Origin of the sequence: Pseudomonas peli (assembly GCF_050563605.1) — a bacterium.
GTDB lineage: Bacteria > Pseudomonadota > Gammaproteobacteria > Pseudomonadales > Pseudomonadaceae > Aquipseudomonas > Aquipseudomonas peli_A.
On sequence record NZ_JBNXUH010000002.1, the window covers coordinates 269,244 to 295,672 of the forward strand.

21 protein-coding genes and 2 pseudogenes are annotated in these 26,429 nt (G+C 61.5%); 6 read left to right on the forward strand and 17 right to left on the reverse strand.

Annotated features, from left to right (window positions below):
- Nucleotides 1-3: 3 nt before the first annotated feature.
- The 6 genes from ACQ4LH_RS03580 to ACQ4LH_RS03605 all read right to left on the reverse strand — a co-directional run bounded on the left by ACQ4LH_RS03580 (nucleotide 4) and on the right by ACQ4LH_RS03605 (nucleotide 6,985).
- Nucleotides 4-1,098, reverse strand: coding sequence for a WD40/YVTN/BNR-like repeat-containing protein (locus ACQ4LH_RS03580; protein WP_430695963.1), 1,095 nt, complete (start codon nucleotides 1,096-1,098; stop codon nucleotides 4-6).
- 72 nt (nucleotides 1,099-1,170) lie between these two features.
- Complete coding sequence (locus tag ACQ4LH_RS03585) at nucleotides 1,171-2,535, reverse strand: DUF1329 domain-containing protein (RefSeq protein WP_430695964.1); 1,365 nt, start codon at nucleotides 2,533-2,535, stop codon at nucleotides 1,171-1,173.
- 12 nt (nucleotides 2,536-2,547) lie between these two features.
- The gene (locus ACQ4LH_RS03590; protein WP_430695965.1) at nucleotides 2,548-4,227 is read right to left on the reverse strand and encodes a DUF1302 domain-containing protein; all 1,680 of its coding nucleotides are present in this window, start codon (nucleotides 4,225-4,227) and stop codon (nucleotides 2,548-2,550) included.
- Nucleotides 4,228-4,369: 142 nt separating this feature from the next.
- Nucleotides 4,370-5,494 carry an FAD-dependent oxidoreductase gene (locus ACQ4LH_RS03595; RefSeq protein WP_430695966.1) on the reverse strand — a complete coding sequence of 375 codons (1,125 nt, stop codon included), beginning with the start codon at nucleotides 5,492-5,494 and terminating at the stop codon, nucleotides 4,370-4,372.
- Between the two features lie 175 nt (nucleotides 5,495-5,669).
- Nucleotides 5,670-6,032, reverse strand: a complete 363-nt coding sequence (locus ACQ4LH_RS03600) for a Rieske (2Fe-2S) protein (protein ID WP_430695967.1) — start codon at nucleotides 6,030-6,032, stop codon at nucleotides 5,670-5,672.
- A gap of 14 nt (nucleotides 6,033-6,046) precedes the next feature.
- Nucleotides 6,047-6,985, reverse strand: coding sequence for a VOC family protein (locus tag ACQ4LH_RS03605; RefSeq protein WP_430695968.1), 939 nt, complete (start codon nucleotides 6,983-6,985; stop codon nucleotides 6,047-6,049).
- Nucleotides 6,986-7,307: 322 nt separating this feature from the next.
- On the opposite strand from ACQ4LH_RS03605, the gene ACQ4LH_RS03610 reads away from it, so the two are divergent.
- On the forward strand, nucleotides 7,308-8,222 hold the full coding sequence (locus ACQ4LH_RS03610; RefSeq protein ID WP_430695969.1) for a LysR family transcriptional regulator: 915 nt from the start codon (nucleotides 7,308-7,310) through the stop codon (nucleotides 8,220-8,222).
- A 190-nt stretch (nucleotides 8,223-8,412) separates the two neighbouring features.
- Complete coding sequence (locus ACQ4LH_RS03615) at nucleotides 8,413-9,570, forward strand: alpha/beta hydrolase family protein (protein WP_430695970.1); 1,158 nt, start codon at nucleotides 8,413-8,415, stop codon at nucleotides 9,568-9,570.
- 178 nt (nucleotides 9,571-9,748) lie between these two features.
- Here ACQ4LH_RS03615 and ACQ4LH_RS03620 read toward each other — a convergent pair whose 3' ends face one another.
- Entirely contained in the window at nucleotides 9,749-10,690 is a 942-nt protein-coding gene (locus tag ACQ4LH_RS03620; RefSeq protein ID WP_430695971.1) for a cupin domain-containing protein, read from the reverse strand.
- A 152-nt stretch (nucleotides 10,691-10,842) separates the two neighbouring features.
- Between ACQ4LH_RS03620 and ACQ4LH_RS03625 the strand changes: the two genes are divergently transcribed.
- Nucleotides 10,843-12,033, forward strand: a complete 1,191-nt coding sequence (locus ACQ4LH_RS03625; protein ID WP_430695972.1) for an FAD-dependent oxidoreductase — start codon at nucleotides 10,843-10,845, stop codon at nucleotides 12,031-12,033.
- A 189-nt stretch (nucleotides 12,034-12,222) separates the two neighbouring features.
- Here the strand turns inward: ACQ4LH_RS03625 and ACQ4LH_RS03630 are convergent, their stop codons facing one another.
- Nucleotides 12,223-12,609 carry a nuclear transport factor 2 family protein gene (locus ACQ4LH_RS03630; RefSeq protein WP_430695973.1) on the reverse strand — a complete coding sequence of 129 codons (387 nt, stop codon included), beginning with the start codon at nucleotides 12,607-12,609 and terminating at the stop codon, nucleotides 12,223-12,225.
- Between the two features lie 262 nt (nucleotides 12,610-12,871).
- On the opposite strand from ACQ4LH_RS03630, the gene ACQ4LH_RS03635 reads away from it, so the two are divergent.
- Nucleotides 12,872-14,221, forward strand: coding sequence for an amidohydrolase family protein (locus ACQ4LH_RS03635; RefSeq protein ID WP_430695974.1), 1,350 nt, complete (start codon nucleotides 12,872-12,874; stop codon nucleotides 14,219-14,221).
- Between the two features lie 2 nt (nucleotides 14,222-14,223).
- Nucleotides 14,224-14,670, forward strand: coding sequence for a GlcG/HbpS family heme-binding protein (locus ACQ4LH_RS03640; protein ID WP_430695975.1), 447 nt, complete (start codon nucleotides 14,224-14,226; stop codon nucleotides 14,668-14,670).
- Here the strand turns inward: ACQ4LH_RS03640 and ACQ4LH_RS03645 are convergent.
- The 5 genes and pseudogenes from ACQ4LH_RS03645 to ACQ4LH_RS03665 form a co-directional block, all read right to left on the reverse strand.
- The gene (locus ACQ4LH_RS03645; RefSeq protein WP_430695976.1) at nucleotides 14,658-15,590 is read right to left on the reverse strand and encodes a LysR family transcriptional regulator; all 933 of its coding nucleotides are present in this window, start codon (nucleotides 15,588-15,590) and stop codon (nucleotides 14,658-14,660) included. The two genes, ACQ4LH_RS03640 and ACQ4LH_RS03645, sit on opposite strands and share 13 nt — an antisense overlap.
- Nucleotides 15,591-15,611: 21 nt before the next feature.
- Nucleotides 15,612-16,475 (reverse strand): methyl-accepting chemotaxis protein, encoded by an 864-nt coding sequence (locus ACQ4LH_RS03650; protein ID WP_430696138.1) that lies wholly within the window; start codon nucleotides 16,473-16,475, stop codon nucleotides 15,612-15,614.
- A pseudogene (locus tag ACQ4LH_RS03655) lies at nucleotides 16,470-17,543 on the reverse strand (HAMP domain-containing protein); the annotation flags it as partial. The pseudogene ACQ4LH_RS03655 and the gene ACQ4LH_RS03650, both read right to left, overlap by 6 nt.
- Before the next feature lie 500 nt (nucleotides 17,544-18,043).
- Nucleotides 18,044-19,261, reverse strand: a complete 1,218-nt coding sequence (mhpT, locus tag ACQ4LH_RS03660; RefSeq protein WP_430695977.1) for a 3-(3-hydroxy-phenyl)propionate transporter MhpT — start codon at nucleotides 19,259-19,261, stop codon at nucleotides 18,044-18,046.
- 74 nt (nucleotides 19,262-19,335) lie between these two features.
- Nucleotides 19,336-19,950, reverse strand: a complete 615-nt coding sequence (locus ACQ4LH_RS03665; RefSeq protein WP_430695978.1) for a DUF3237 domain-containing protein — start codon at nucleotides 19,948-19,950, stop codon at nucleotides 19,336-19,338.
- 251 nt (nucleotides 19,951-20,201) lie between these two features.
- Between ACQ4LH_RS03665 and ACQ4LH_RS03670 the strand changes: the two genes are divergently transcribed.
- Nucleotides 20,202-21,083 (forward strand): helix-turn-helix domain-containing protein, encoded by an 882-nt coding sequence (locus ACQ4LH_RS03670; protein ID WP_430695979.1) that lies wholly within the window; start codon nucleotides 20,202-20,204, stop codon nucleotides 21,081-21,083.
- Between the two features lie 67 nt (nucleotides 21,084-21,150).
- Here ACQ4LH_RS03670 and ACQ4LH_RS03675 read toward each other — a convergent pair whose 3' ends face one another.
- From ACQ4LH_RS03675 to ACQ4LH_RS03690, 4 genes and pseudogenes are all read right to left on the reverse strand, one after another.
- Nucleotides 21,151-22,032, reverse strand: a complete 882-nt coding sequence (locus ACQ4LH_RS03675) for a methyl-accepting chemotaxis protein (RefSeq protein ID WP_430696139.1) — start codon at nucleotides 22,030-22,032, stop codon at nucleotides 21,151-21,153.
- Nucleotides 22,009-23,109 (reverse strand): annotated as a pseudogene (locus ACQ4LH_RS03680) (HAMP domain-containing protein); the annotation flags it as partial. The gene ACQ4LH_RS03675 and the pseudogene ACQ4LH_RS03680, both read right to left, overlap by 24 nt.
- A 118-nt stretch (nucleotides 23,110-23,227) precedes the next feature.
- Nucleotides 23,228-23,941, reverse strand: coding sequence for a hypothetical protein (locus ACQ4LH_RS03685; protein WP_430695980.1), 714 nt, complete (start codon nucleotides 23,939-23,941; stop codon nucleotides 23,228-23,230).
- A gap of 24 nt (nucleotides 23,942-23,965) precedes the next feature.
- Nucleotides 23,966-26,374 carry an efflux RND transporter permease subunit gene (locus ACQ4LH_RS03690; protein WP_430696140.1) on the reverse strand — a complete coding sequence of 803 codons (2,409 nt, stop codon included), beginning with the start codon at nucleotides 26,372-26,374 and terminating at the stop codon, nucleotides 23,966-23,968.
- Between the last annotated feature and the right edge of the window lie 55 nt (nucleotides 26,375-26,429).

A 26,429-nucleotide genomic window follows, 5' to 3' on the forward strand; every position in this document is an offset into this window, starting at 1 on the left:
ACCTCACTCCGAAGCAACGGTGGCTGGCTGCGGCACGCGCAGCAGGCCGGTGAAACCGGCGACGATCAAGCTGCCATCGGCGGCCTGAACCAGGCTGGAAACGGGCACGCCCAATGGTTTGCTAAAGGGCTGCAACGCTTCACCCTTGCTGAGAAAAAGCATGCCAGCCTGGTTGGCCAGCAACACCAGACCATTACTCAGGCGAGTGGCATCACTGAAGGACACCGGCATAGGCACAGGCGCACGCGTAAAGCTGGCCCCGGCATCGTGAGTAATAAAGGCGTGGCCTTTCAGCCCGCCGACCAGCAGAGCGCCATCGGCGTGGCTCTGCAGGGTGAAGAAACTGCCCTCGTAGGGACTTTCCAGTTGTGCAAACGAGGCACCGTCATCATCGGAACGGGCCAGGTAGCCCTGCTCCCCGGCGAGGAACCAGCGTGAACCCTGGCGGCTGATGGCATACAGGTGCATGCCCATCGGGTTGGCGATCTGCCCCACCACGGAATGCCAGCTGGCACCACCATCAACGGTCTGCAGCGCCAGGCCATAGGCACCGACGATCAGGCCGCGTTGGTCATCAACGAACTCAAGGGCAAGGAAGGGTTTATCGGCACCATCGGCGACTAAGCGCTCGGCGCTTTGCAGACGAGCCTCGGCACTGTCCTGATCAAGCGCGGTGTCCTGATCGGCCTTGGCCGCCTCCAGTTCGATCTGCGCGGCGCGCAGGCCATCCAGTTGTACAACCCAACTTTCACCACCATCACGGGTGGCCAATACCACGCCAGCATGGCCAATGGCCCAGCCAGTGCGCGCATCGACAAACTGCACGGCACTCAGGCTGACCGATACCGGCACCACGGCTTGACGCCAGGTTTGTCCGTTGTCATCGGAAAGCAACACCAGACCACGCTCGCCTACAGCGACCAAGCGCTCGCCAGCTCGCGCCAGGTCGATCAAAACACTCTTCTGTGTCGGTGCCACGTGCATCGCAGGCGTGCTCAGCGGCGAACCCACGGGGCCCGTATCCGCAACGCAGCAGGCTGCACTGAAGGGTAAGGCCAAGGCTAAAAGCCAATGCCCCACCGAATTGATTTTGTTCATTGCTTACCTCGGAAAATCGCTTGAAACAGAGGGCTCGACACGACGTGTCGAACCCTCACTTGGCCATGCGTGTTAACGCACGCCACGCCCAGCCATAGCCGCTGGTGAGAACTCCGAGGTTTTGTAGCGATCAACGATGCCGTACTGGCTGTCCTTGCCGGTATAGAGGTTCTGGATAAACCAGGCACCGGAAGTCAGGTCATAGAAACCCGCTGACAGGCTGGCGTGAGCTGGCAGGTCAGGAAGTACTGCAGACAGCGACCACAGGGTTTTCGCCAGCTGACCATTGGCATCCCAGCGGTCGCCGAGAGCGGCTTGCCAGGTATCTTCGTCGAGGTAGTAACGGCCCTTAGGCAGTTGATGACGCTTGCCCGGCACCAGGTCAGCTTCCACCACCCAGACGCGGTGCAGTTCCCAGCGCACGTAATCCGGATTCAGGTGGTGCTTACCAAACAGATCTTCCGGCTTGGCGGCAGCCTGTACCTTGTTGGTGTTGTACGGGATGTAGACTTCCTTCTTACCCACCAGCTTCCAGTTGAAACGATCCATACGGCCTTGGAACACACTGAGTTCGTCGAACGACATCACACCGGCGGTGGCCGGAGTCGGCGTATCGCAGCAGGCGTTAGGCAGCTTGCGCACACGGCGCTGGCCGCTCAGATAAACGTGCGCCTGGGACTTGTCGCCATTGACGTTGGTACGCCCCATGATCTGCTCACCGGCACGGATCGGCGGGCCGACGTTGAGCAGGCGGAATAACCAGTAATCACCGTCGAAGGTTTCCGGCGTGCCGTCTTGGTAGTAGTAGGGCATTTCCTGAATGGCCTGGCCATCGGTACTCATCACCTGGCTACCATCAGCGGTCATCAAGTAGTGGCGGAAGTTCATCGACAGTGAGGTACCACGCCAGTTGAGCGTGTGGTTCCACATGGCTTCGGTGCCGTTCTGCGGAATCGGGAACGGGATTCCGCCATAGGCACCTTCAGGAATCAGCCCGCCGGTGCTGTCGACCAGCTTGGCGCGGGTGGCATTTTTTAGGGTGTTGTCATACACCCACTGCGGCGCAGCGGCGGTACGACGGGTCTGGTAAATGTCCAGGCGATAGGTGTCCGGGTAACGCTTGAACATCTCCTTGACGCCGTCACTGAGTTTGTCGGCGTGCTCCGCCAGGTTCTGCGCAGTGATGCTAAACAGTGGCTTGTCAGCAGCGAACGGATCGCTGCGCTTGCCGCCCGGCTTGTAGGCCGGATCGACGGTGGTGTAGCCGCCGTCCCAGGCAGGGATGGTGCCGTCGGCGTTACCGGCTTTTTCGGCACCGAAAGGCGTCAGAGTTTTACCCAACGCTGCAGCTTGTTCGGCGCTGGCGGCCAGGGTGATTGGCGCAGCAACCGCCAAAACGGCCAAGCACAAGGCCTTGAGTGTGAACTGAGTGGTCATGTGCAAGTCCTCTTAAAACGTGGTCTTGACGGAGAAAGCCAGGTAGTCCCGATCTTTCAACGACTGCTTGAAATTGAACTGGTTAGCCGAATTGAGCGTGGTGTCCTCGGCGCCGTAGAAATGGGTGTAAGTCAGCCCCAGCGTCACGCGATCCAGGTAGGTAGCGGTCACACCGATATTCACATCACCGCCGTTATCCGGGCCGAACGCACCAATCGCAGACGACTTGCCCAGGGGGAAGTAGCTGACGCCCATTGGCACGCTGACATCCACGCCGGGGAACAGCTGGCGGTAGGTTGGCGAGTACACCAACTTGATACCCAGGCCATCGTCGGTGGCATTGGGGTCAAGGGCATTGCGATTCTTGGTGACATTGAGTACACGGTTCCAGGCGATCTCACCGACCAGACTGGCTTCGTTGGAAATAAACGACGGGCCGAGCGACGCCAGCACGTTGAGGTTGACGTGGGCCGTGCGGCCGACGGCGTACAGCGGATTCTCGTCGTTATCCGCGTCCACGCCTGGCAACACGGTCTGGCCATTGGAAACCAGCGGCATGTTCCAGCGCATCGATGCTTCACCGGCAAAGCTGTACTCATTGACGGTGGTGGCAAAACTGGCACCCAGCGCGCGAATCTCCTCTGGGTAAACCCAATAGAACTCCCCAATTTGTCCGGTGCTGAAATTAGGTGCACCCGTACCTGGCTTCAAATACAGCTTGGGGCTCTTGTCGTGGTACTGGATCGCGTACAGACCGTACTCCGCTGTCTCCGCCGCGTAGCGCAGTTGCAGACCGCCCTGACCGGAGCTCTTGGCTTTTTTGTCTTTGCCGTGAAAGAACGCGGCGGGGCTATTCGGGTTACCGCCGAGGAAGGCTGGGAATGGTGCGCCAACGACCAGGCGCTCATTACCCTCGCCAATGGTGTCCGTGGTGGAGAAGTAACTACCGACACCCGGCAGGCGGGTTTCTTCCCACTCAAACTGGTAGAACGCGCCCAGCGACAGGTCATCGGTCAGTTGGTAGGTGGTCGACAGCTGGCTGACCGGACGGGTGATTTCCTTGAACTGGGTGTTGGGTACCGATTGGGCTTTAACCACGTCAACCGGAGCCATACCGCCGGCAATGCCGTTGGCGCCGAAGAACAGGCTCTCGCCCCAGATCAAACCATGACGACCGGCGCGCACGGACAACGCACGCTCGGCCAGTTCGCCATTCCAGTAAATAAAGGCGTCGAGCAATTCAACATCACCACCGTGCAGCTGGCGGGTGTCATCGGTGAACTCGTCATAAGCCACGGAGCGCTGGTTGGAGCGCGCCGGATTGTCGTTGGCGTTGTCATCCTGATAAACGGTGTCGTACCAGCCGGCACCACTCACCCGCGCACCGAAGTCGCGGTAGTCGATATCCAGCTCGGAAAGAATATCCAGACGACTGGAGATCAGCCCCTTGTCGAAGTTACGATCACCATCGTCCTGGTTTCTCGCCACAGCACTTTCACTGAGCTTGTCGCTTGGATCTTTCATGCGCCAGGCCGAGCTGTACTTCAGGGTGTTGTCCCAGCGCAGGCTGAGGTCTGGGTTGCCCGTTTCAATCTGAAATGCCTGAGCCGCATTGGCGCCAAGCACCAGGCTGGCCGCCAGAGTCAGAGTGAAGGGCGCGCGCCGCGACGCGGCGATCTTGCGAGTAGCCATCGAAGTAACCCTCTTTATTGTTCTTGTGCGTCAGTTCTTCTTGCGTAACCGCTCCCCTACCGGGCAAGGCATGCCAGTACAGAAGCGAGTATTCCGGGATTGGGGGAGTGAACTCAGCGGCTCGCCAAGCTCACTCGATACCTCAGACGGGCTCGGCCGTGAGCTTGAGCATCTGCACGACAAGACCGATGCGGTCGAAGCTGTGGTCGTGGGCGATTTCCTTGTCGCCAGCCAGCACCGAGCTTTCGCTGATGTATTTGCAGCGATCAAAGCGGCGCGCCATAAAGCGTTCGAGCTGCTGCTCGACGCTGCCGCCGGCCGTCAGTTCTTCGCCAAGCACCACAGCATCTTCAATGGCCATGCCAGCGCCCTGCCCCAGGTGCGGCGTTGTCGCGTGTGCAGCGTCGCCGATCAGCAGCACGCGGCCGCGGTACCAAGGCTCGTTGACGAAGACCACTTCCAGCGGCTTGTAGACCACCTGGTGACCGTCGGTAATCTGCTCGCGCAGTTCGCCGATCAGGCCGCCGAAACCGCTCAGGCGCTTGCGCATCTCGGCGGCCAGGGTTTCCGTAGCCATCCACGGATTGCCCGGTTCATGGGAGGTGACGAACATGTACATAAGGTTTTCAGCCAGTGGTACCAGGCCGGCGTTGCCCGCAGGGCCCTGGTAGTTGGCCAGGTGATCGATCGCCGCTGGCCGCGGGAAGTTGTAACGCCACACCGACTGACCGGTGAAACGCGGCTGGTACTTGTCGCCAAACAGCAGACCACGCACCTTGGAGAACAGGCCATCGGCACCGACCACCAGGTCGTAGCGGCCGCGACTGCCATCGGTGAACAGCACATCAACGCCCTCAGCGTCATCACTCAGGGTGTCCACGCTAAGGCCCAGACGCACAGAAGCGCCGAGGGCAGTGGTGGTTTCGCTGAGGACGTTATGCAGGGCCAGGCGCGATATACCAACGTTGGCGGGGTACTCAGGGCCCGCCAGGCGCTGGCCAGGAATGCGCACCAGTTGCTGACCATCGGTGGTGTTGATGGTCACGTCTTCGAAGGCGAAGGCGGCATCCAGGTAGCCATCGAGCACGCCCAGCTTGGCCATCTCGCGGACCACGTTGCTTTGCTGGATGATGCCGACGCCGTACACCGTCCACTCGGCCTTGAGTTCGACCAGGTCGACCTCAATACCTTTGCGGCGCAGGGCGATTGCGGCACACAGGCCACCGATACCACCACCCACAACGAGAACCTTGTTCACTGCATTCATGGCTGTCTCACTTCTTATTCTTGTGATTCGGGCTAGCGTTTGCCGGAACGATTCAGGCCTCGTACCGGGCATTGTTGGTTCAACTGCTGCCGCGTAGCACTCACTTTCCCGGCAAAGCAGAAGTTTTACTAATCGCTTGTAAGGATGGGATGTATCGTCAATCGCGATACCTCACTTACCCTCCACATACCGCCAATTGATTGGCCTCCAGCACCAGCCAATCAGCCTCCACACACCAGCGCAGAGCGCTCAGCCGCTCCCCCAGACAAGGCCCGTAGACGCACAGGCCGCTGTCTGGAAGGAACTGTGCGCCATGGGCGTAACAAACAATCAAGCCGCCGTCAGCCGAGAGGAAACGATCCTTGCGGTACTCCAGACGTACATCCAGATGCGGGCAGCTGTTGCGGTAAACCCGCACTTCGCCGCCATGACGCAGGGCAAACACGCTGTCCTTCCCGGTATGCAACGGATCGAACCCACGGGCCTGCCCCTCGACCAGCTCATCCAGAAGGCACAGCGCAACTGCGGCGTGACTCACGGCGCAAGCTGCACTCAGGCCTGCTTCGGTGGCGGACCACCCGGAGCCCATTTTTCCTTGGAGGTGAACAGGAACAGCTGCGAGTTATCAGCCGTCAGCGGCGCAGTGCGCGCGGCCCAGGCGTCGTCGTGCTTGTCCATGTCGGCGTCGTATTCGATGTGGCAGCCCAGCGGGCTGTTGAAGTACCAGAACCAGTTGGAGCCAAAGAGGTGGCGACCCGGGCCCCAGAAGCTGGTCCAGCCCTTCTGCTCGAAACGCCGCCCGGCCAGCAGCACTTCGGTGCCGCTGCCCATATGGAAGGTGAAGTGCTCGCAGCCCTTCATGTGCGGCGGGGTCTGGATCATAAACAGGCAATGGTGATCATCGGAGCCGGCCGGACGCATAAACGGCCCGGCACCAATAAAGGTATCGGTGGTGACAAAGCCCAGGCGCTGATAGAAGGCCTCGGCCTTGGCCACGTCCGGCACGAAATACACCACGTGCGACAGCGTGCGCGGCACAGCTGGCATGTCCAGGGTGATCCCCGGCTGATTGAGCGGACGCTGCGGCGCATGGCCCGGTGCGTTGCTCAGGTCGGCCGGCGCAGTGAACTCACGGCGCACACTGACCTGGAAAGCGATGGCAAAACCCATTTCGTCGACGCTGTGCAGCGCACCACTGGCATCACGGGTCACAACGCGATCACGACCCAGTTCGTCGGCAATGACGTCGAGGTCAGCGGCGCAGGCTACGCCATAGACAGTTTCTCGAATCGACGGCGCCGGGCCGATAGCGGCCGGCAGGCTGGCATCGTCGGCGCGGCGGATGATGATTGCAGTGCCATCGAGGGCTTCGAAGCGCCCGCCCTGCTCGTTTAAATCAACAGGCTGCAAACCATAGTCACGCAGGCAATCAGTACAGGCTTGAATGTCATCGACGCCAAAGATCAGGGCGTCAAGGCCAATGATGTTCATGCATACCACTCCATTGAAATTATTCTGCGGAAAACCCTGGACCTGAATACCTACCAGCGCGAAGAACACTTGGTAGAGCAGTACGGGGATCCGGTGGTGGAGTCGGTACAAGCATCACGGCCAACTCACTGGCGGCGAGATTGCCGCACAGGCATATCACTGACTAATCGCTTGTTGGGATGTGACCTATCGTCAAACGCGATACCTGAAAGTCGCGTTAATAGGGCCAAGAAAGTGGGCGGTTAACGGTCAGGTCGGGGTTGACGTCGTGATGCATTGACAGGAAGGTATCTCGAAAATAAATACAAAACTCGAGACTGCCATGCGCTTCAATCACCTGGATCTCAACCTCCTAGTGGCGCTTGATGTACTGCTGGAAGAGCAAAACATCACTCGCGCCGCCGAACGCCTGCACATGACCCAGTCCGCCACCAGTGGCGTGCTCGGCCGCCTGCGCACCTATTTCGAAGACGAGCTGCTGGTACAGGTCGGCCGCAAGATGCAGCCCACACCCTATGCCCTGGAGCTGGTTGCACCGGTGCGCGAAGTGCTACTGACCATCCAGTCCTCGATCACCGCCAAGCCGGTGTTCGACCCAGCCAGCAGCAAGCGGCATTTCCGCATGGTGACCTCGGACTATCTGATTACCGTGCTGTTCGCCCGGGTCATTCAGAAGATCCACCAGGAAGCACCGCACATCACCTTCGAAATGCTTGGTCCCAGCGACAACTCCGGTGAGTTGCTGATGCGTGGTGAAGTCGATCTGATGATCGTGCCCGAGCGCTACATTATCGAAGGGCAACCTTCGCAACTGCTGTTCGAGGAAGAGCACGTGTGCGTTGTCTGGAATGGCAACACACTAGTCGGCGAAAACCTGACCTTGGAGCAGTACATGGACATGGGCCATGTTTCCGTGGGTTTCGGCCGCAGCAGACACATGAGCATCGAAGACTGGTTTATGAACCAGTACGGCTTCAACCGCCGCCTGGAAGTGATCACCAACGACTTCAACACACTGCCCCAGCTGATCGTCGGCACCCAGCGTATCGCCACCATGCACCAACGCCTGGCCCGCCTGTACGCCGCGCACTTGCCACTGCGCATCCTTCCTACCCCAGTGAAAGTCCCGGTAATGCGCGAGTGCATGCTCTGGCACCGCACGATGGACCGCGACCCGATGCACCGCTGGCTGCGCGAACGGATCAGCGAGTTTATCAACGATCTGGAGCAGGTCTGATCAGGCTGGCACGGCACGTCCCGACAGCTGCGCTACGCCGCTTTACTATCTCGTTTCGCGATACCTCGCATCCTGACTCACGATTGGCCAAATAGATGGCCCCTCCTTAACGTGCTCTGCAAACGGTGCTCGTGGGCTTTGCCTGCCCGGTTCAGAGCGCCAGTCTGCCGCCACGAAAAGGACAATAAGAATGTTCCGTTACTTCCCCACCAATTACGTCTGGGACCTTTCCGTCAACCTGGCCATCGAGATGGGCGCGCGCATCGGCGAAATCGAAGAGATGTGCAAGCCACTGGCCGAAGCCGCCAAGCAGCCCGATGCCGCTGGCACCGCCGCCTTCCGCGAAACCTGGGCGAAGATGGCCGACAAGCTGTGCAGCATGGCCGAAGAAGACGAAGCCGCCGGCCGTCTGTTCTCCGCCGGCGAGAAGTACAACCGCGCCTCCACCTACTACATCACCTGCGAGCGCCTGCAGGCCCACGGTGCGCCAGGCCGCGAAGCGCTGTATCAGCGCGTACTGCAGACCTTCGCCCGCGGCATCGCCCTCACTAAAGAGAACTGCGAGCGAGTGGAAATCCCCTACGAGGGCAAACACATCTCCGGCCTGCTGGTGCGCGCCGAAGGCGTAACCGGCCCTGCGCCGATCCTGCTGCAGGTCAACGGCCTCGATTCGACCAAGGAAATGAAATACCGCGTCGGCCTGCCGGCCTGGCTGGCAAAACGCGGCGTGTCCTCGCTGATCATCGACCAGCCGGGCACCGGCGAAGCCCTGCGCCTGCACAACCTGACCGCCCGCTACGACAGCGAACACTGGGCCAGCCGCGTGGTTGACTGGCTGGAAACCCGTAGCGACGTCGACGCCAAACGCATCGGCATGGAAGGCGTGTCCCTCGGCGGCTACTACTGCCCGCGCGCCGTGGCCTTCGAGCCGCGCTTTGCCTGCGGCGTAGTCTGGGGTGCCAACCACGACTGGCGCGACGTGCAGAAGCGTCGCCTGGAGAAAGAAGGCGAGCTGCCCGTACCGCATTACTGGGGCCATGTGCGCTGGGTATTCGGCGCCAAGGACATGGACGAGTTCATGACCATCGCCGAGAACATGCACCTGGACGGCGTGCTCGACCGGATCAAGGTGCCGTTCCTGGTCACCCACGGCTCGAAGGACTCGCAGATCCCGCTGAAGTGGGCCGAGCGCACCTACGAGCAACTGGTCAACAGCCCCAAGCGCGAGCTGAAGATCTTCACCGAACGCGAAGGCGGCGTGCAGCACTCCAGCTTCGACAACAGCATCAACGCCGGGCAGTACATTGCCGACTGGGTGGCGGAAAACCTCGGCGGCCGGGTGGCCTGATTCTCCTCACTTAGTAGTCTCGACGCTACCAAGTGCTCCACGGCAGGTGCGCAAGCCCTGCCGTTTTTTTCTTTATGGTGCCCACGCTCCTGCGTGGGCAACCGATCTTGGGACGCTTCGCGCCCCGCCGACGCTCCGCATCTTTAGACGACACGCCTCTTTTGCCCCCTTCTCGGCCTCAAACTTGTTGGTTGCGATACTGCCGGGGCGACATAGACATGCGCTCGCGGAAGGCCTGACGGAACACCCGATCGGACTGATAACCCACTGCTGAGGCGATATGCGCCACGGAGTCCGTGCCGCCGCGCAACAGTTCGGCGGCCAGGCTGATGCGCCAAGCGTTGAGGTAGTCGATGGGCGATTGGCCAATCAGACGGCAGAAGCGCGCAGCGAAGGTAGAACGCGACAAGTTGGCGGCCGCAGCCAGCAGCGCCACGCTCCACTTGCGCTCGGGCGCTTCGTGGATGGCGAGCAAAGCTTTGCAGATGTACGGGTCTTGCAGGCCCTTCATCCAGCCGGGAGAAAAACTCTCGTCGGTGAGGATATAGCTGCGCAGCAGACCGACCACTATCAACTCGGCCATGTGCTTGGCCACCGCGTAATAACCAGGATTGTCGTCGGCCAACAGCGCCTCAATAGCCGGGCGAATCTGACTGAGGATGCTGGCGTCGCCGTCGCGCAGGACGATGAAATCCGGCAGGGCCGCCAGCACGAAGGCTCCCTGACCGCTCTGTATGCTGAACGCCAGCCCGAGCAAGCGGCACAACTCGCCGCCACCGCCATGCACGACGGAAATCGCCGACCCAGGCTGCACGCTGCGGTCTAGCCTGGGCGAGCGAGGCTCGCTCCAGCTCAATTCGCGCAGGTCAGTGGTGGCGACGCCCAACCGCGAGAGGAGACGGCACTCACCACCGCGCGGCGCCAACAAGGTGTCGCCCTGGGCGAGGTGTAGAACCTGCCCTGTGGCGGCCTCCACCACGAAGCGCCCCTCGGTGACGATAAAGCAGAAGCCGGGCTGATAGTCACGTACGTGCACGCCCCAGGGCTCCGACAGGTGCCAGCTAGAGATGCTGGTCGACTCGATCTTCAGCATCGATAGAAAGTGGCTAAGCAAGTCCATAACGGCACACGATCAAGAGTATTCATCCGAAAAGTAAGATATAAACGCATTTTTTGTCCAGACATAAACCTCCAGAATGCCCGCACAACAACAAACTGTGGGATATGCAAATGAGTGTCGACCCTAGCCTCCAATGGCGTGCTGGAAAACGAGTGGCAGTGATCGGAGCTGGGCCAGGCGGAGTTTCCGCCGCGCTGGCTCTGCAGCAGAAAGGCTTCGACGTGCGAGTCTTCGAAAAGCAGCCGGAGCCCAGGCCGCTGGGCGGTGCCGTGTTGCTGAGCGTGCCGGTGCTTGCGGTGCTGCGCCATTACGGCGTTGACCTGAACAACTTCGGCTCGTTCACCGTCACCGAATTCCGTAATAGTGAAAACCGCCTGCGCTCGCGTCTGCCCTTCAATCAGTCCGTGGAAACATCCTTTGGCATCAAAGGCTGGCACTACGGCATGCTGCGCGCCAACGCGTTCGCGCGGATGATGGAACTCATGCCCGAAGGGATGCTCGTACCCAATTCGGACTTTGACCACTACACGCAGACGGCAGATGGGGTGACCATCACCTTCAAGGATGGAAAGACAATTGAGGCCGACATCCTGGTTGGCGCCGACGGCATCCGCTCCGGCGTGTCGCGCCAGACCTTCGGCGAGCCTGAACTTTTCCATGTAGGCCTGCGCGTTTGGCTGGCCTGGTGCAACCCTATCGACGGAATTCCCGCGCAGACCGGACGGATCATCCACTCGCACAAGTACCAGGCCAGCTTCTTTCCCATGCTGCACGACGGCAAGCCAGGCTACGAATGGTGGGTGGTGGAACCCTGCGAGGAAAACGCCCCGGCACCGGCTGACATCGCCAGCCACATCGGCAAGATCCTGCGCAACTTCCCCGACCCGCTACCGCGCCTTATACAGTCCACCAACCTGGAAACCCAGATGTTCAAGTGGGACATCTACAACCGTCCCTCGCTACAACAGTGGAGCAGTGGCCGTGTAGTCTGCCTGGGCGACGCCGTACACCCGGTATCACCCTACGCCGCCTATGGCATGGGCATGGCCATTGAGGATGGCTATTTCCTGGCCAAGGCGTTAGCCGGCTCCGACCTGAGCGATCCTCGGCAGATTACCAATAGCTTCCATGGCTTCGAGTCGCAGCGAGTGGCCTACGTCAACCACCACGTAGAGTTCGCCAGGAAACTCGGCAATGCCTTCCACAAATTGCCCTACCCTCTGGCCAAGCTGCGCGACTTCGTCTTCGACCACACCGGTATTCTTGACCGGATGATTCGCCGCGATTACCTCGCCGACGCGGAGAAGATGTCGCTGATGATGCAGGAGCTACACCAGGCCTAATGCGGGTCTTGGAGAGTGATGAGGCTGCCGCATGATTTGCTCGTCGGCAGCCGTTTTCATGCCTATGCCTAAATCATAAGGCGATCTGTGTCTCTGCCTTCTCGGGGCGAGGCACCTGGTCCTCCATTACCGGGGCAACCAGACGGTGAGGCGTAGCGGGACCACAAGCCCCGCGCCCTTCTCCTGCGTTTACGCTGCTGCACGCGTAGCGTGAAACGAACTGATCTGCCAGCCCTGCGCACCGCGCACCCAGACCTGGGTAGCGAAGCCTTCGCCGCGGATCGCCTGGTAGCCGCCACGCTTTTGCAGGGTGTTGCACTGCGGCCCGGTCATCACCGCTAGTTCCTCGCCATAGAAACGGATCTGCAACTCGCCCCGCTCGATGGCCAGGTACTGCACGGCGCTGCGCGCATAGTCCAGGTAGTCGGCCTTGCCCTGCACCAGGCCGGTGGTGTGCACGTACACCAGGTCGTCGGCGAACAGCTCAGCAACGCGCCCGTGGTCTTCTTCGACCAGCGCGCGGCGGCGCTCCTGTTCCAGGGCCAGCAGTTCGGTTTTTACGCTGTGATCAGTCATTGGTAGTGCTCTCGGTGATGGGACGAGCGCGCACCATAGAGGCCCCATCACCGGTGGAAAAAATCGCCAATTTCAATCCCAGCCATCGCCACTCGCGATACCCGCCCCGTATCCCTGAGTACCGATCTGAAAGCCCCGTCACATCTGGCCCTCAGCGGCTATCGACGCCATCAATGGCTGGCCATCGATGCAATCTGCTGGTGGCACCAAGGCCCAGCGCCCTAGCCTCGTGCCGCATAACCATCCACACAGCGAAACGACTATGAGCGCCCTGCACCTGCACTGCCAGACCCTGTTCGACAGCACTCACCTCGCCACCCGCCAGCAACAAACCCTGATCGTCGAAAACGGCCTGTTCAGCTACGTCGGCTCGCGCGCTTCGGCGCCCGCGCCGCAAGCTGGCGACAGTGTGGTGGATGCCGGCGACAACTTCGTCATGCCCGGCCTGATCGACGTGCACACGCACCTGGCCTTCGGCAACGCGCAGAGCGAAGAAGACATCGATATCTGGACCACCGACGAATTCCGCTCCCTGCGCGGCATGTTCTTCGCCCAGCACGTGCTCGCCGCCGGTGTGACCAGCATGGTCTGCCCCGGTGACAGCGGGCAGCTGAGCATCGCCGTGCGCAACGCAATTGCCGCCGGCATGTTCGAGGGCCCGCGCATCGCCGCCAGCAGCCGGGTGATCACCAACCGGCAGAGCCTCAACGACTGGTTCCCCAGCCGTGTCGGCACCCCGGAATACTTCACCGCCGCCCTGGTCACCAGCCGTACCGAGGCCATTGCCGAGATTCGCAAGCAGGCCAAGGACGGCGTCGACCTGATCAAGATCGCCATGGATGGCACCTTCCGCCGCCCCAACGGCGAAATCATCGCCGCCTTCACCGCCGCAGAAACCTATGAGATGGTCGAGGAAGCCCACCGCCTCGGCTGCAAGGTGGCGACCCACGCCTACGGCCGCGAAGCGGTGATGTACGCGGCCAAGGCCGGCGTCGACCTGGTGTTCCACGCTTTCTATATGGACGATGCCTGCATCGAGGCGCTGCTCGAAGCCGGCAGCATCCTCGCGCCGACCATGACTTTCCCGCAGAATACCGTGGACTTCTGCCAGCCCCACGACCCGGCCATCACCACCGGGTACGCCGGCTACTGCGCACGCACCCTGGAGGTCGGCTCGGCAGTGCTCAAACGCGCCAAGGCCGCCGGCATCCCGTTCGCCTGCGGTAGCGACAGCGGCTTTGCCGTCACCCCCTATGGCGAGTGGCATGCCCGTGAGCTGGAACTACTGGTCACCCGCCTCGGTTTCACCCCCGCCGAAGCCCTGCATGCTGCCACTGCAGTCGGCGCACGCTGCATGCCGCGCGGCGAAACCCTCGGCAGCCTGGAAGTGGGCAAGCAGGCAGACTTCCTCCTGCTCGATGGCTCGCCGCTGGACGACATCCGCATCCTCCAGGACCGCTCGCGCCTCAAGGCCGTGTACAAGGCCGGCCAGCCGGTGAAGCTGGAGCGCAGCCCGTACAACCCCAAGCAGGTGTCCGACTTCAACTCGCTGAAATGGACCGATCTCTACACCCGCGACCGCGTCGCCCAACTGGGTAAATGGAGCCTGTGAGCATGCAACAACTCGACCTCGCCACCGCCACCCAGATCGCCAGTACCGCCATCCGCGCCGCCCGTGAGCTGGGTCTGAAACCCATGGCCGCCGCCGTGCTGGATCCTGCCGGGCATCCGCTGGCCGTGCTGCGTGATGAAAGCGCCAGCTTCCTGCGCCCGCAAATCGCCACCGGCAAGGCTCGCGGCTGCCTGGGCATGGGCTTCGGTGGCCGCGAACTGGCACGCCGCGCCCAAGCCATGCCGGCGTTCTTCGATGCGATCAACAGCTTGACCTGTGGCGAAGTGATTCCGGTGGCGGGTGGTGTGTTGATACGCAATAGCGACGGCGCACTACTCGGCGCCATCGGCCTCAGTGGCGACACCTCGGACAACGACGAACGCTGCGCACTGCAAGCCATCGGCGAAGCCGGCCTGGTCGCCGACAGCGGTGACCCTCAACCCAGCTGATCGAGTTTCGCGGCCTGCTCCAAAAGCAGGCCGCGAAACCAGGCCAGGGCCGGATCGCGATCCTGGTAGGGATGCCACTGCAACACTTGCACCGACTCGGGAAACGCCAGCGGCATGGGGTGGATACGCAGCGGATAACGCTGGGCGAAACGCTCGGCCTGACGGCGGAACACCGTGGCCACCCGCGCGCTGTTGACAATGAACTCCGGGATCAGGGCAAAGCTTTCCAGGGCCACCCCCACCCGCCGCTCGATGCCCAGCTCGCGCAGGTGCTCGGCATCCATCGCCAGGTTGCGACCATCGGCGAACTCGCGCACCACATGCTCGGCCGCGCAGTAGTCGGCCAGACTCAGCCCTTCGGCAAAGGGTGCGTGCTGTGCACAAACGACGCAGCACAGCTGGTCACTCAGCAGCGGCACCTGCAGATAGGCCGGATTGAGCCGCCGCTGCGGCACGATCACCACATCGCTACGGCGGTAATCCAGGGCCTCGCTGACCACATCGCCATCGCGCGGCATGGGCATGTCGCGCAGGCTCAGGCGCACACCCGGGGCGACCCGCGCCAGCTCGCGGCTGACCGCTGGCAACAGCACCGCCACGATGTAATCCGAGGCCATCAGGGTGAACTGGCGGGTGCACTCGGCCGGCTCGAAATGCACCGGTGCATCGACGATCTCGCGGGTCAGCGCCAGTGCCTCGCGCACCTTGGGCAGCAGCTCCAGGCCCAGCGCCGTCGGCTCCAGGCGACGCCCCACCTGCACCAGCAGCGGATCATTGAAATGCTCGCGCAAACGCCCGAGCGCCGAACTGGTGGCCGACTGGCCGAGGTGCAAGCGCTCGGCCGCGCGGCTGACGCTGCACTCGCTGAGCAAGGCATCGAGGGCGACCAGCAGGTTGAGGTCGAGACGGCGGTAACGCATAAACGGTTTTGCTCCTGCAGCTTAAGTACGGAAGTGCCCGACCGCCGCATTCAGTTCCCCGCCGACCTGCTGCAGTTCGGCGGTCGAGCCTTGCAATTGCAGGCTTTCGCGCGCGCTGTCCTCGGCCACTTCGCGCACCCGCGCCATGCTCTGGCTGACCTGTTCGGCGACCACGCTTTGCTGCTCGGCCGCCGCGGCAATCTGCTGGTTCATCTGTTCGATGCTGGACACCGCGCGGGTGATGCGAGTCAGTGCCTGAGAGGCCTGGCCCGCAAGGATCACCGTTTCATCGGTCAGTGCATGGCTGCCCTGCAAGCGCCCGGATGCTTGCTCGGCAACACCGCGCAGGCGACCAATCAGCCCTTCGATTTCTTTGGTAGAACTCTGCGTGCGCCGCGCCAGGCCACGCACTTCATCGGCGACCACGGCAAACCCGCGGCCATGCTCGCCAGCCCGTGCGGCCTCAATGGCCGCGTTGAGCGCGAGCAAATTGGTTTGTTCGGCCACAGCCTTGATCACATCAAGCACGCCACCAATTGCTGCGCTTTCGCTCAGCATCGCTTGCATGGCTGTAGCGCAGCCTGTCATTTCCACGGCCAAGCGGTCGATTTTGCGCCCGGCCTGACGCACCAGTTCATCACCTTCGCGCGCCTGGTTGTCGGCTTGGGCTACTGCGGCACTGGCCTCACCAGCGTTGCGCGCGACGTCCTGAGCGGTGGCGCTCATCTGCTGCATGGCAGTGGCGGCCATTTCAGTTTCCTGACGTTGCTGCTCGACGCCACGGATATTGCGCTCGATCACCTCAACCAGGCTGGCGGCCGTACCGTTGAGCTGGCCGACGCCACTGCCAATACGCCCGACCAACCCGCGCAGGCTGCCAAGCATGCTGCTCACGGTGTCGAGCAACTGGCCAAGCTCATCGCGTCGCGTGCCACTGTCCGGCGCACAACTCAGGTCCCCCGCCGCTACCCGCTGGGCCAATTTCACCGCCTGGCGCAGCGGCTGCAAGATCAGTTGGCGAATCAACAGGCTGGCACCAATACCCAGGGCCAACGCCAACAAGGTGATAAGCCCAAGTTGGCGGTTGGCATTCTGGTTGTCGTGTGCAATCGCCTGCATCTGCTGCTTACCGGCCTGGGCCAGCAGCTCGCTGACCCGCTCGGTTTGGGTATTCATCGCCGCGCTGCTGCGGGCGCTTTGCCCACGACTGGCGACAAATTGTTCGAAAGCCTTACGGTAATCGCCCAACGCATCACGTGCGGCCCGCAGTGACTCCTGATCCTGATCGCCGAGGTCCAGCGCCTGCATGGCGGATAGCAAAACGCTCATGCTCATTTCCCAGTCGCTGCGGTAACGCTCTTCTCCGTCCAGCGAGTAATACAACTCGCTGTCACGCAGCTTGGCCAGATTGTCGCGCAGAGCTGCAGTCTGCTCCAAAAGAACCATCTGCTCGCTGCTCGGTGATGTACCCTGCTCCAGTTGCGCATTGAGCGCATCCAGCTGATCGAGAAACAGCACGGTAAAACTGTCGCCCGCTGCTTGCGCCAATACCTGCATGCGCAAGCGCGCCTCACGGGCCTGACGCAGCGAGTCGGCATAACCGATAAATTGCTCGAGATAGGCACTGCCCGCTCGGCGCATGGCAGCCTGAGCTGCACTGTCGTCGCGGCTGAGGTTGAGTTGCCGGCTTAACCCATCGATAGCTCCGCGTACCTGCTGCATAGGTTGCGAAGCTAGGGTCAGGGCAAACTCTTTCTCCGCAATCCGCGCTTGCAGGATCAGCGCTTGAATAGAAGCCTCGACACGTGATTGCTCACTACGCGCCTGTAGGACACCGAGAGAATGAAAGGCCGTAACTGCGACCCCCAGGGTGAACAGCAACACAAGGCCAAAGCCCAGCGACAACTTAGCCCCCACGGAAAAATTACCGAGTACGCGACTCAGTGAGAACATTCCAACCCCCTAGCTCGACATACAGCGAACACCGTCAATTCGCGGTGACAACATCGTTCAATGTCAGCCTCGCTCAGCTGCCAGGAGCGTAAGCAAAGTACAGTTGAATACGTTCTATTGAGGGGCCAGGGAAGGATTTGTATACAGCGTTGGCGACATGCCCAATCGGCATGGTGCGATGCGAATAGCTCATCGGCGAAGACCTTTCTTGTTGTTATTTGAACACGCGGATTGACGAGCAATCGCGTTATAGAAGTCAACCTTAAGGCCCAGCCACTGCCCAAACTAATCGCATCAACAGCTATGAGGTATCGCCTATCGCGATACCAGAAAAACTGCAAAGCCAGGCGAAATTATCGTTCCAAAATCACACGACCGCACCCTATTCAACGCTCAATACAAACACTGGAAGCATCTGCTCAAGACCGCAGAACAAGCCCCTATTGCAAAGCCCCACCTCAAGCGTGAACATACAGAGACTTGAAGTGGTTGCTCGATATTTAGTTCGCCATTGAGCCCACAACAGGCAGCACACGGCGCTCATGCGTCAGCAAGGTCGCGGCCGTAAACGCAGCTATTGCCACCAGTGGTGATACGGCCAACAACAAGCCGCTGACTCCCGCCCCGGCAGCCAGCAATTGCCCGGCCAACAGCGGCCCGCTCATCGAACCCAATCGCCCGACCGCCACCGCCACGCCGACGCCGGTCGCACGCACCTGGGTGGGGTAAATGCGTGGCGCCAGGGCATAGAGAATCAGCTGGCCACCAACGGCGCAGGCACCCGCCGCCATACCGGCGATATAGAGGCCCTGCAGTTGCTCCACCATTCCCAGTGCTGCCAGTGCGGCGAACATACCCAAGTAGGCCAGCAGTACCGCCAGCAGCGCCCTGCCCTTGTCCATCAGGCGCCCCGCCAGCAACGAGCCGGCCACGCCACCGATATTGAACAGCACCTGAATCGCCGACGTGTCCAAGCGGCTCAGACCGCGCTCAATCAACAAGGTCGGCAGCCAGTTGAGCAGCATGTAGAGGATGGTCAGGGTGCAGAAACAGCTGCCCCACAACAGCAGGGTGGCAAAACGGCGGCGCTCGCCGAGCAGTTCGCGGGTGGTCTCGCCCAGCGCCAATGCCTGACCACGATGAGCCCGCGATTCCGGCAGCCAGAGCATCAGCACTAAGGCGATCAGCAGCGGCGCCACGCCGCCGACATAGAACACCAAGCGCCAGTCGCCGGAGACGGAAAACATGCCGATCATGGCCGCCACCGCCCCACCCAGTGGCACACCGCAATAGGTCAGGCTAACCGCCATATTGCGCAGCTCGACGCTGGCTACCTCGGATGACAAGGCGATAAGGATGGGCAGCGCCGCTCCCATGCCCAACCCGGTGATCAGGCGCGCCGCAAGCAGCTGCTCGTAGGTGGCGCTATGGGCGGTGAGCAGGGAAAACAGGCCGAACAGGATAACCGCGCCGATCAGCACCTTCTTGCGGCCAAAACGGTCGGCCAGCCAGCCGCCAAACACCGCCCCCGGCAGCAGCCCGATCAGGCCGGCGCTAAACACCCAGCCCAGCGCCGCCGAGTCCAGCTTGAAGGTTGCTGCCATGGCCGGCGCTGCGACCCCGACGGTTTGCAGATCAAGCCCTTCCAGGATGGCGACGATAAAGCAGAGCAGGATGGTGCGCAGAGAAGGCGCCACCTGGTTATTTGAGCTAAACATGCAAACCTCGATTCTTATATTGTTATTCACTGGTCCGTAACCGGCTGGAGCAGGCTGTAGGTATGCAGCGACGGTCAGACACCGTTGACGCGGTAAACACCAATCAGCACTTCGCTGTCACTGAGGTAATCGATGCTGCCGACGAAGATAGAGTCGCTCAGCCAGGCGTACTTGCCCGGCTGGGTCTTGAACGATGGCACCGTGCGGCAATACGCATCGCTGTCCAGCATGTCCTCCAGCGCAATGCCCTTGGCCTGCTTGGCCAGGCCTTGCTCGTTGAGGCGCCAGATGCCGGCGTTGTGAATGATGATGATCTGGCCGTCATCGGTTTTCAGCCGATACAGGGCGTCGATCAGGGTCACGCCATCATTGCGATCCACAGCCAGATCGGCACCGCCGGGCACCACGCTGCCGCGCATGCCTTTACCGACGAAGCTGCCGCCGATAATCGGGTAGTTGATGCGGTGACCATCAGCGCCCTTGCCCATGTCCTCCACCGGGCCGAGCTTGACGTTGATCTGCATGACCAGCTCGCTGTCGATACGCTTCGGTATGCTTTCCTTCAACTCTGCGGCGACTGCCACTGTGCTGTTGCCCAGCAGTACCATCAGGCCAATCGTGCTGGCCAGACTGCCGGCCGCCTTGAGCAAACGGCGGCGTGCGAGAGGGTTTTCAGGGTGAAGCTGCATAGGCTGTACTCCGGTTAGATGGCAGAAAAACCGCCCCAGGTATTTTTGTTATCAACGTTATCAATAAATTCACGAACGACCCTCAGCACAATGTTTGCCTGCACTCGAAAGCCCTATTCCGCGCAGCATAATTGCTCAATACAGCGCCCATACTCTATCCACCTTGCGCAGCAAATTGCTGCACTGATATTGTGCATTTAATTAAAGTTGTTAACCTTTAAATCAAGTGCACTGAATCGGAGGACTGACCCGTGTCGATCAAGGTTCTGCACACCTCTGATGTCGAGCAGCAGAGGACCGCTATCGCCGGCTGGGAACAGCACTACGCGCAGATGTCCGCCGGGCGTTTTCAGGGTCGCATCACGCATGCCGAGCTGGGCGGCGTAGTGGCTTACGAAGAGCGTATGAACACCCGCGTCGAGCAATTTTTCCAGGCGCCAGCCAACGCCCTGGTGTTCAGCTTCGACATGAGCGGCAACACGCTCTACCTGCTCGACAGCCAAAGCCGCAACACTTGGATCACCCCGGAAAACTACCGCGAAGTGGCCGTGGTGATTGACCTTGAACGACTCGGCATGCGTTGCGCCAGCGAAGCCTTGGAAGGTCTATCCCTGACGCCGCTAAAGTCACCCCAGGCGCAACTGTTCGGTTCCTGGCTAAGCAACCTGCTGGGCAGGCTCATCACCTCGACAGATGCTCTGCAACCCGCGAACCTGGCCGCGCAACTGGTCGAGGACTGCCTCTTCGTCCTCGAATGCTCGTTGCCCAACGAGAACCGTCGCCAGCAGCAACGGCTCACACTGAGCCGGCAGATCGTCAACCGCGTCTGCGAGCTGAGCAACGCCTACCCCGAAGACAACTTCACCACCCTGCAACTGGCCCAGGCCGCAGGTGTATCGATCCGCCAACTACAGCAAGCATTTATCCAGTACAACGGGCTAGCGCCAAGCGCCTGGCTACGCATGCGCCGCCTGAACGCTGCCCATCGCGACCTGCAGCAGGCATCGCCAGCGCACACCACCGTGGCGGAAATCGCCATGCGCCGTTCCTTCTGGCACCTGGGCAGGTTTGCCGAGTCTTACCGCAAGCTGTTCAACGAACAGCCCAACTACACCCTGCAACGTCGCCCCTGAACCACATCTGATCGCTGGGGCTGCGCCTGCTTGATCGCGAAGCTATGGTCAACAGCGCGGCACTTATTCATGCACGAAACTGTGCAACAGCTGCCAACAGTTCCCGCTCCAGCCCCGCCAGTTCGTCACTGGCCACAACCATTTGCTGGTTGGCATCGGCAAAGCGTTCTGCTTCATCACGCAGGTGCATGACGTTGCGGCTGACCTCTTCGGCGACGATGCTTTGCTGCTCGGCACTTGCCGCGATCTGCTGGTTCATCTGCTCAATCACCGACACCGCCCCGGTAATGCCCTGCAGGGCCGAACCCACCTGATCGGACAGGCCGACGGTGGACTGCATGCTGCGCGCACACGCCTGGATCTGCGCAACGCTACGCAGCGAAAGACTTTGCAGACCCGCTATCAGGGTTTCGATCTCACCTGTCGACACCTGGGTGCGCTTGGCCAGGGAGCGTACCTCGTCGGCCACCACGGCAAAACCGCGGCCCTGTTCGCCGGCCCTGGCGGCTTCAATGGCGGCATTGAGTGCGAGCAGGTTGGTCTGTTCGGCCACCGATTTGATCACGTCGACCACCGTGCCGATGCGCAGCACCTGCTGCTGCAGTGATTGCACAGCCTGCTCGGACAGTTGCATGTCCTCGGCCAGGCGATAGATATGCTCGCGGGTCTGCTTCACGATCTGATCGCTGTTGCGCGCTTGCCTATCAGCCTCCAGCGCAGACTGCGAAGCCTGCTCGGTATTCTGCGCCACCTGCTGCACCGTTGCGGCCATCTGCTGCATGGCCGTGGCCACCTGCTCGGTCTCGACCCGCTGACGCTGCGCGCCATTGTTGCTTTGCTCGCTAAGCCCGCCCAGGGTCGCGGTCGATTGCCCAAGGCCGGCAACACTTACGCCGATACGGCTGACCAATCGCCGCAGGTTGGCGGTCATCTCGGCCATCGCCGCCATCAGTTGCCCCAACTCATCGCGGCGCACGACCCCACTATGCATATCGAGGCTCAGGTCGCCAGCGGCAATGCGCCGAGCGACCAGCAGGGTTTCGCGCAGCGGGGCAACGATCAGATTGCGAATGGTCAACGAGGCCAGCAGCGCCAGGCTGACGATGACCAAGGCCCCCACCGCCTGCAGCAGCATTACCGAGCGACCGCGCGCGTCCATCTGGTTCTTCCGCTCGGAGGCGGCCAGTTCGACCTGCTGCAATACGGTTTGCGCCTGGGTATCCATCTGCAACGCCGTTTGCTTGCTCAAGGTCAGGCTATCGCGATACCTCTGAAACGCCTGACGATACTCGACCAGCGCCGCCAGGGCAGCGGCCAGGGACGCCTCGGAGTTTTCGTCGACCCGGCCCTGAAGCAACTCCAGGGCGTTGCTCATTTCCTCGGTCGACTCGCGCCAGCGCTCGAGGGCGGCTGACTCCCCCGTCTGCACATAGAGAAACTCGCTGTTGCGGGTGACCAGCAATTTGCGCTGCAGCGCCGAGGCCTGTTCGGCCAGGCTCAACGGATCCCCTTCCAGCGCCTGGCCACTGTTCAATACGCCGCGCACCTGGTCGTACATATCCAGCTCAACCATTTCGAACTGCAAGCGGGCCTGCTCGGCTTGCTCCTGCATATGCCTAAGTGCATCTGCCGCCAGATGCTGATGGCCGACAAACTGCTCGAACAACTGCTGGTAGCCCTCGATGGATTGCTGCATGGCGACCAGCATGGCTAAACCATCGGCCGTGGTTTGCGCCTGCATCGCGCGAAACTGACTTTCGAGCGCGCGCACCAGGTCCTCGACCTCTTGCATGGCTGCAGCGGTGGGTTCAAGTGCATAGCGCTTCTCGGCATTGCGCATCTGCAAGGTCAGATTATTAATCGCCACCATGGCGCTGACTTGCCGGCTGTGTTCGAGCAGGCTGGCCGTGGCATACAAACCCTGGGCAATGGCGACGACCGCGAGTACGGACACCAAACCAAAACCAAGCAACAACTTCTGCCCCACCGAACAGTTGGCGAGCAGTCTGGCGATTGGCTTCAGCATTATTTTTATCCTTATGTCTGAAGGCGGGTTTCGTAGGGTGCGCTGTGCGCACCAGCGCCGGCTGCGGATTGTTGGTGTGCACGGCCTAGGCGACCCCGCGCACCCTACCCCCAGGTCGCTAGCGCGCTGCTATTTCATCGAGCGCCACGATGATGCCGGCCAGGTAACGTTCCAGGCTGCCGGTCACCCGTCCCGGATCGCGATCGAGCAGGCGTTGGCGTACAAAACGGTAGGCTAGCCGCTGCTTGTGCAGCGCTTCGGCCTGCTCCGGCAATAGGCTGATCAGCTCGGTAAACCCTTCCTCTATGGACTGGTCGCGGGCGACAAACTCGACCTCCGAATACGCCAGCGAATGATCGCCAAGCACCCGCGCACTGCGCGCCTGGGCATGCAGCAACAGGCTGGCGATATCCAGGCTCTGCCGATTGAGCAAACGCACCACGGGCTGCAGATCGGCCTGCACCTGCTGATAGGCCGCGTCGCTCTGCCGATCCAGTTGCGCCCGGCTATCGAGCAAACCGATCAACAGCTGCGGGTAACGCGGCGCCTCGTCACGGCGCACGGCCTGCAAATCGTCCAGCCAGGCATTCAGGCTGGCCAGCGAGTCCCCCATCTCCCCCGGCAAGTTGAGTTGCAGCGCCAGTGCATCCAAACGCTGCTGCGCTTCGCGCACGGTGGCCAGATGGCGTGCATCTGGCTGCGCGCGCGGGTCGGCATCGAAGTAGAGCAGCGCATTCACCGCCAGCAGGGTCGCCTGGCTGCGCAGCTGCTGGTACTGCTGCGCAGGCGCTGCGGCCCAGAGCGTCGAAGACGCCAACAACCAAAGGCTCATACACCCTCCCTGCAGGGCGCGCATTCAGCTCACCCCGCCCGACTGCACAGCAGCCACATCGCCTGGCCTGGCGCCGAAGAGTTTCTGCGGCAGCAGAAAGTAGGCCAGCGCCGGCAGCAGGATCAGCGCACCGAGCATGTTCATCAGGAACATAAAGGCCAGTAGGATGCCCATATCGGCCTGGAACTTGATCGGCGAGAACACCCAGGTGGCCACGGCAATCGCCAGGGTGATGCCGGTCAGTACCACTACCTTGCCGGTGAACAGCAGCGCGCGGTAATAGGCCTCGGACAGCGAATCGCCGGCGCGCATGCGCGCCAGAATCACGCTCAGCACATAGAGCGCGTAGTCGATGCCGATACCCACGCCGAGGGCGATCACCGGCAGGGTGGCGACCTTGACGCCCATGCCCAGGCCGACCATCAGCGCCTCGGCGAGAATAGAGGTAAGCATCAGCGGCAGGATCGCCACCAGCACCGCGCGCCAACTGCGGAAGGTTACCCAGCACAGCAGGATCACCGCGCCATAGACCCAATAAAGCATTTCCTGCATGGCCTGCTCGACCACGATATTGGTCGCCGCTTCTATCCCGGCTGAGCCTGCGGCGAGCATAAATTTCACCTCTGGCAGCTGTTGCTCGGCGATAAAGGCCTCGCTGGTGGCGACTACCCGGCTCAGGGTTTCGGCCTTGTGGTCGGCCAGGTACACGTACAGCGACAGCAGCGAGCAACCCTGGTTGAACAACTCGCGCGGCGCGCGTGTCTGTACCGCGCCGAGGGCGCCATCGTTGGGTGTCAGCTCGTACCACTTGAAGTTGCCTTCGTTGTAGCCGGCGCTGGCGATCTTGCTCAGCGCCGCCATCGAGTTGGTCGACTCCACCCCCGGCAGTTGCTCCAGGCGCCAGGCCAGTTGGTCCACCGCCGACAGGGTGCTGTAGCGGGTGCATTGATCCTCGGGGGTGCGGATCATCACCACGAAGATGTCCGAGCTGGCGGCATAGTTGTCGTTCATAAATTGCACGTCGCGGTTGTAACGCGAGTCCGCGCGCAGCTCCGGGGCACCGGGGTCGAGATCGCCGATCTGCAGCTGGCTGGATACCTGGTTGCCAAACACCGCCAGCAGCAGGCCCACCAATACGGCAGCGACAGCCCAGCTGCGAGTGGTAAAGCGGTCGAGCAGGCGCCACAGCGGATGGCGGGCCACGCCGGCGCGGTCATCCTGCTCCGCCTGTAGGCTGCGCTGTGCGGCTTTAGGACTGACGCCGGTATAACTCAAGAGCACCGGCAGCAGCACTAGATTGGTCAAGATCAATACGGCGACGCCGATACTGGCGGTGATCGCCAAGTCTTGGATCACCTGGATCTCGATCACCATCAGCACGGCGAAGCCCACCGCATCGCTGATCAGCGCGGTGAGGCCGGCAAGGAACAGGCGGCGGAAGGTCAACCGCGCGGCGACCCAAGGCAGCATGCCGCGGCCGATGTCCTGCATGATGCCGTTCATCTTCTGCGAGCCGTGGCTCATGCCGATGGCGAACACCAGAAACGGCACCAGGATCGAGTAGGGATCCAGCTCGTAACCCATAGCCGCGAGCAGGCCGACCTGCCAGAGCACGCCGATCAACGAGCAGAGCATCACCACGAAGGTGCTGCGCACGCAGCGGGTGTACCAGAACAGCACGGCGATGGTCACCGCCACTGCGGCGATGAAGAACAAGGCAACCTGCAGCAGCCCTTCGATCAAGTCGCCAATCAGCTTGGTAAAGCCGGTGATATGGATCCGTACCTGATCGTTCTGGTACTTGTCGCGCAAGGCCTCGAGGCGCCGCGAGAACTCACCGGCATCCAGCGTCTTGCCGGTTTCCGGGTTGATCTCCAGCAGCGGCACGTAGATCACGCTGGACTTGAAGTTAGCCGCCACCAGTTGGCCGATTTCGCCGGAGCGGGCAACGTTGGTGCGCACCTCGTCGAGGCTGGCTGGCGAGCCATCGTAACTGCCGGGAATCACAGTGCCGCCGTCCAGGCCGTCCTCGGTTACTGCGGTCCAGCGGGTGGTCGGCGTCCACAGCGACTTCATATAGGGTTTGTCGACGCCCGGCAGCAGGTAGATCTCGTCGTTGAGCTTGGCCAGGGTGTCGAGGTACTCGGCGCTGAAGATATCGCCCTGCTCCGCCGTCACGGCGATGCGCAGAGCATTGCCCAAGCCGCTCAGCTCACTACGTTCAGCGAGGAAATTGACCACAAAGGGGTGCTTGGTGGGGATGGTTTTCTCGTAGCTGGCGTTGATGCCGATGCTCGCGGCTTGCCAGCCGAGCACCAGGGTGGCCAACAGGCACAGTAGGATCACCCAGGGCCGGTGGTTGAAGATCAGCCGCTCCACCCGGTTGCCCGAAGTACGGTCGAAGTCTTCCAGGCGGCCGATCAGACCGTGCATTGCGCTCGACGGTTTTTCGTATTTCACATCCAACTCCTAACTACACGGGGGCGCT

Bases quoted from the DNA above. Each gene is read 5' to 3' on its own strand.
- ACQ4LH_RS03595 (WP_430695966.1), bottom strand. From the start codon at position 5,494: ATGAATGCAGTGAACAAGGTTCTCGTTGTGGGTGGTGGTATCGGTGGC.
- ACQ4LH_RS03665 (WP_430695978.1), bottom strand. From the start codon at position 19,950: ATGCAGCTTCACCCTGAAAACCCTCTCGCACGCCGCCGTTTGCTCAAG.
- mhpT (WP_430695977.1), bottom strand. From the start codon at position 19,261: ATGTTTAGCTCAAATAACCAGGTGGCGCCTTCTCTGCGCACCATCCTG.
- ACQ4LH_RS03675 (WP_430696139.1), bottom strand. From the start codon at position 22,032: ATGGCGGCGATGGCCGAGATGACCGCCAACCTGCGGCGATTGGTCAGC.
- ACQ4LH_RS03590 (WP_430695965.1), bottom strand. From the start codon at position 4,227: ATGGCTACTCGCAAGATCGCCGCGTCGCGGCGCGCGCCCTTCACTCTG.
- ACQ4LH_RS03610 (WP_430695969.1), top strand. From the start codon at position 7,308: ATGCGCTTCAATCACCTGGATCTCAACCTCCTAGTGGCGCTTGATGTA.
- ACQ4LH_RS03605 (WP_430695968.1), bottom strand. From the start codon at position 6,985: ATGAACATCATTGGCCTTGACGCCCTGATCTTTGGCGTCGATGACATT.
- ACQ4LH_RS03630 (WP_430695973.1), bottom strand. From the start codon at position 12,609: ATGACTGATCACAGCGTAAAAACCGAACTGCTGGCCCTGGAACAGGAG.
- ACQ4LH_RS03690 (WP_430696140.1), bottom strand. From the start codon at position 26,374: ATGCACGGTCTGATCGGCCGCCTGGAAGACTTCGACCGTACTTCGGGC.
- ACQ4LH_RS03650 (WP_430696138.1), bottom strand. From the start codon at position 16,475: ATGCTTGGCAGCCTGCGCGGGTTGGTCGGGCGTATTGGCAGTGGCGTC.
- ACQ4LH_RS03640 (WP_430695975.1), top strand. From the start codon at position 14,224: ATGCAACAACTCGACCTCGCCACCGCCACCCAGATCGCCAGTACCGCC.
- ACQ4LH_RS03645 (WP_430695976.1), bottom strand. From the start codon at position 15,590: ATGCGTTACCGCCGTCTCGACCTCAACCTGCTGGTCGCCCTCGATGCC.
- ACQ4LH_RS03685 (WP_430695980.1), bottom strand. From the start codon at position 23,941: ATGAGCCTTTGGTTGTTGGCGTCTTCGACGCTCTGGGCCGCAGCGCCT.
- ACQ4LH_RS03620 (WP_430695971.1), bottom strand. From the start codon at position 10,690: ATGGACTTGCTTAGCCACTTTCTATCGATGCTGAAGATCGAGTCGACC.
- ACQ4LH_RS03615 (WP_430695970.1), top strand. From the start codon at position 8,413: ATGTTCCGTTACTTCCCCACCAATTACGTCTGGGACCTTTCCGTCAAC.
- ACQ4LH_RS03580 (WP_430695963.1), bottom strand. From the start codon at position 1,098: ATGAACAAAATCAATTCGGTGGGGCATTGGCTTTTAGCCTTGGCCTTA.
- ACQ4LH_RS03585 (WP_430695964.1), bottom strand. From the start codon at position 2,535: ATGACCACTCAGTTCACACTCAAGGCCTTGTGCTTGGCCGTTTTGGCG.
- ACQ4LH_RS03635 (WP_430695974.1), top strand. From the start codon at position 12,872: ATGAGCGCCCTGCACCTGCACTGCCAGACCCTGTTCGACAGCACTCAC.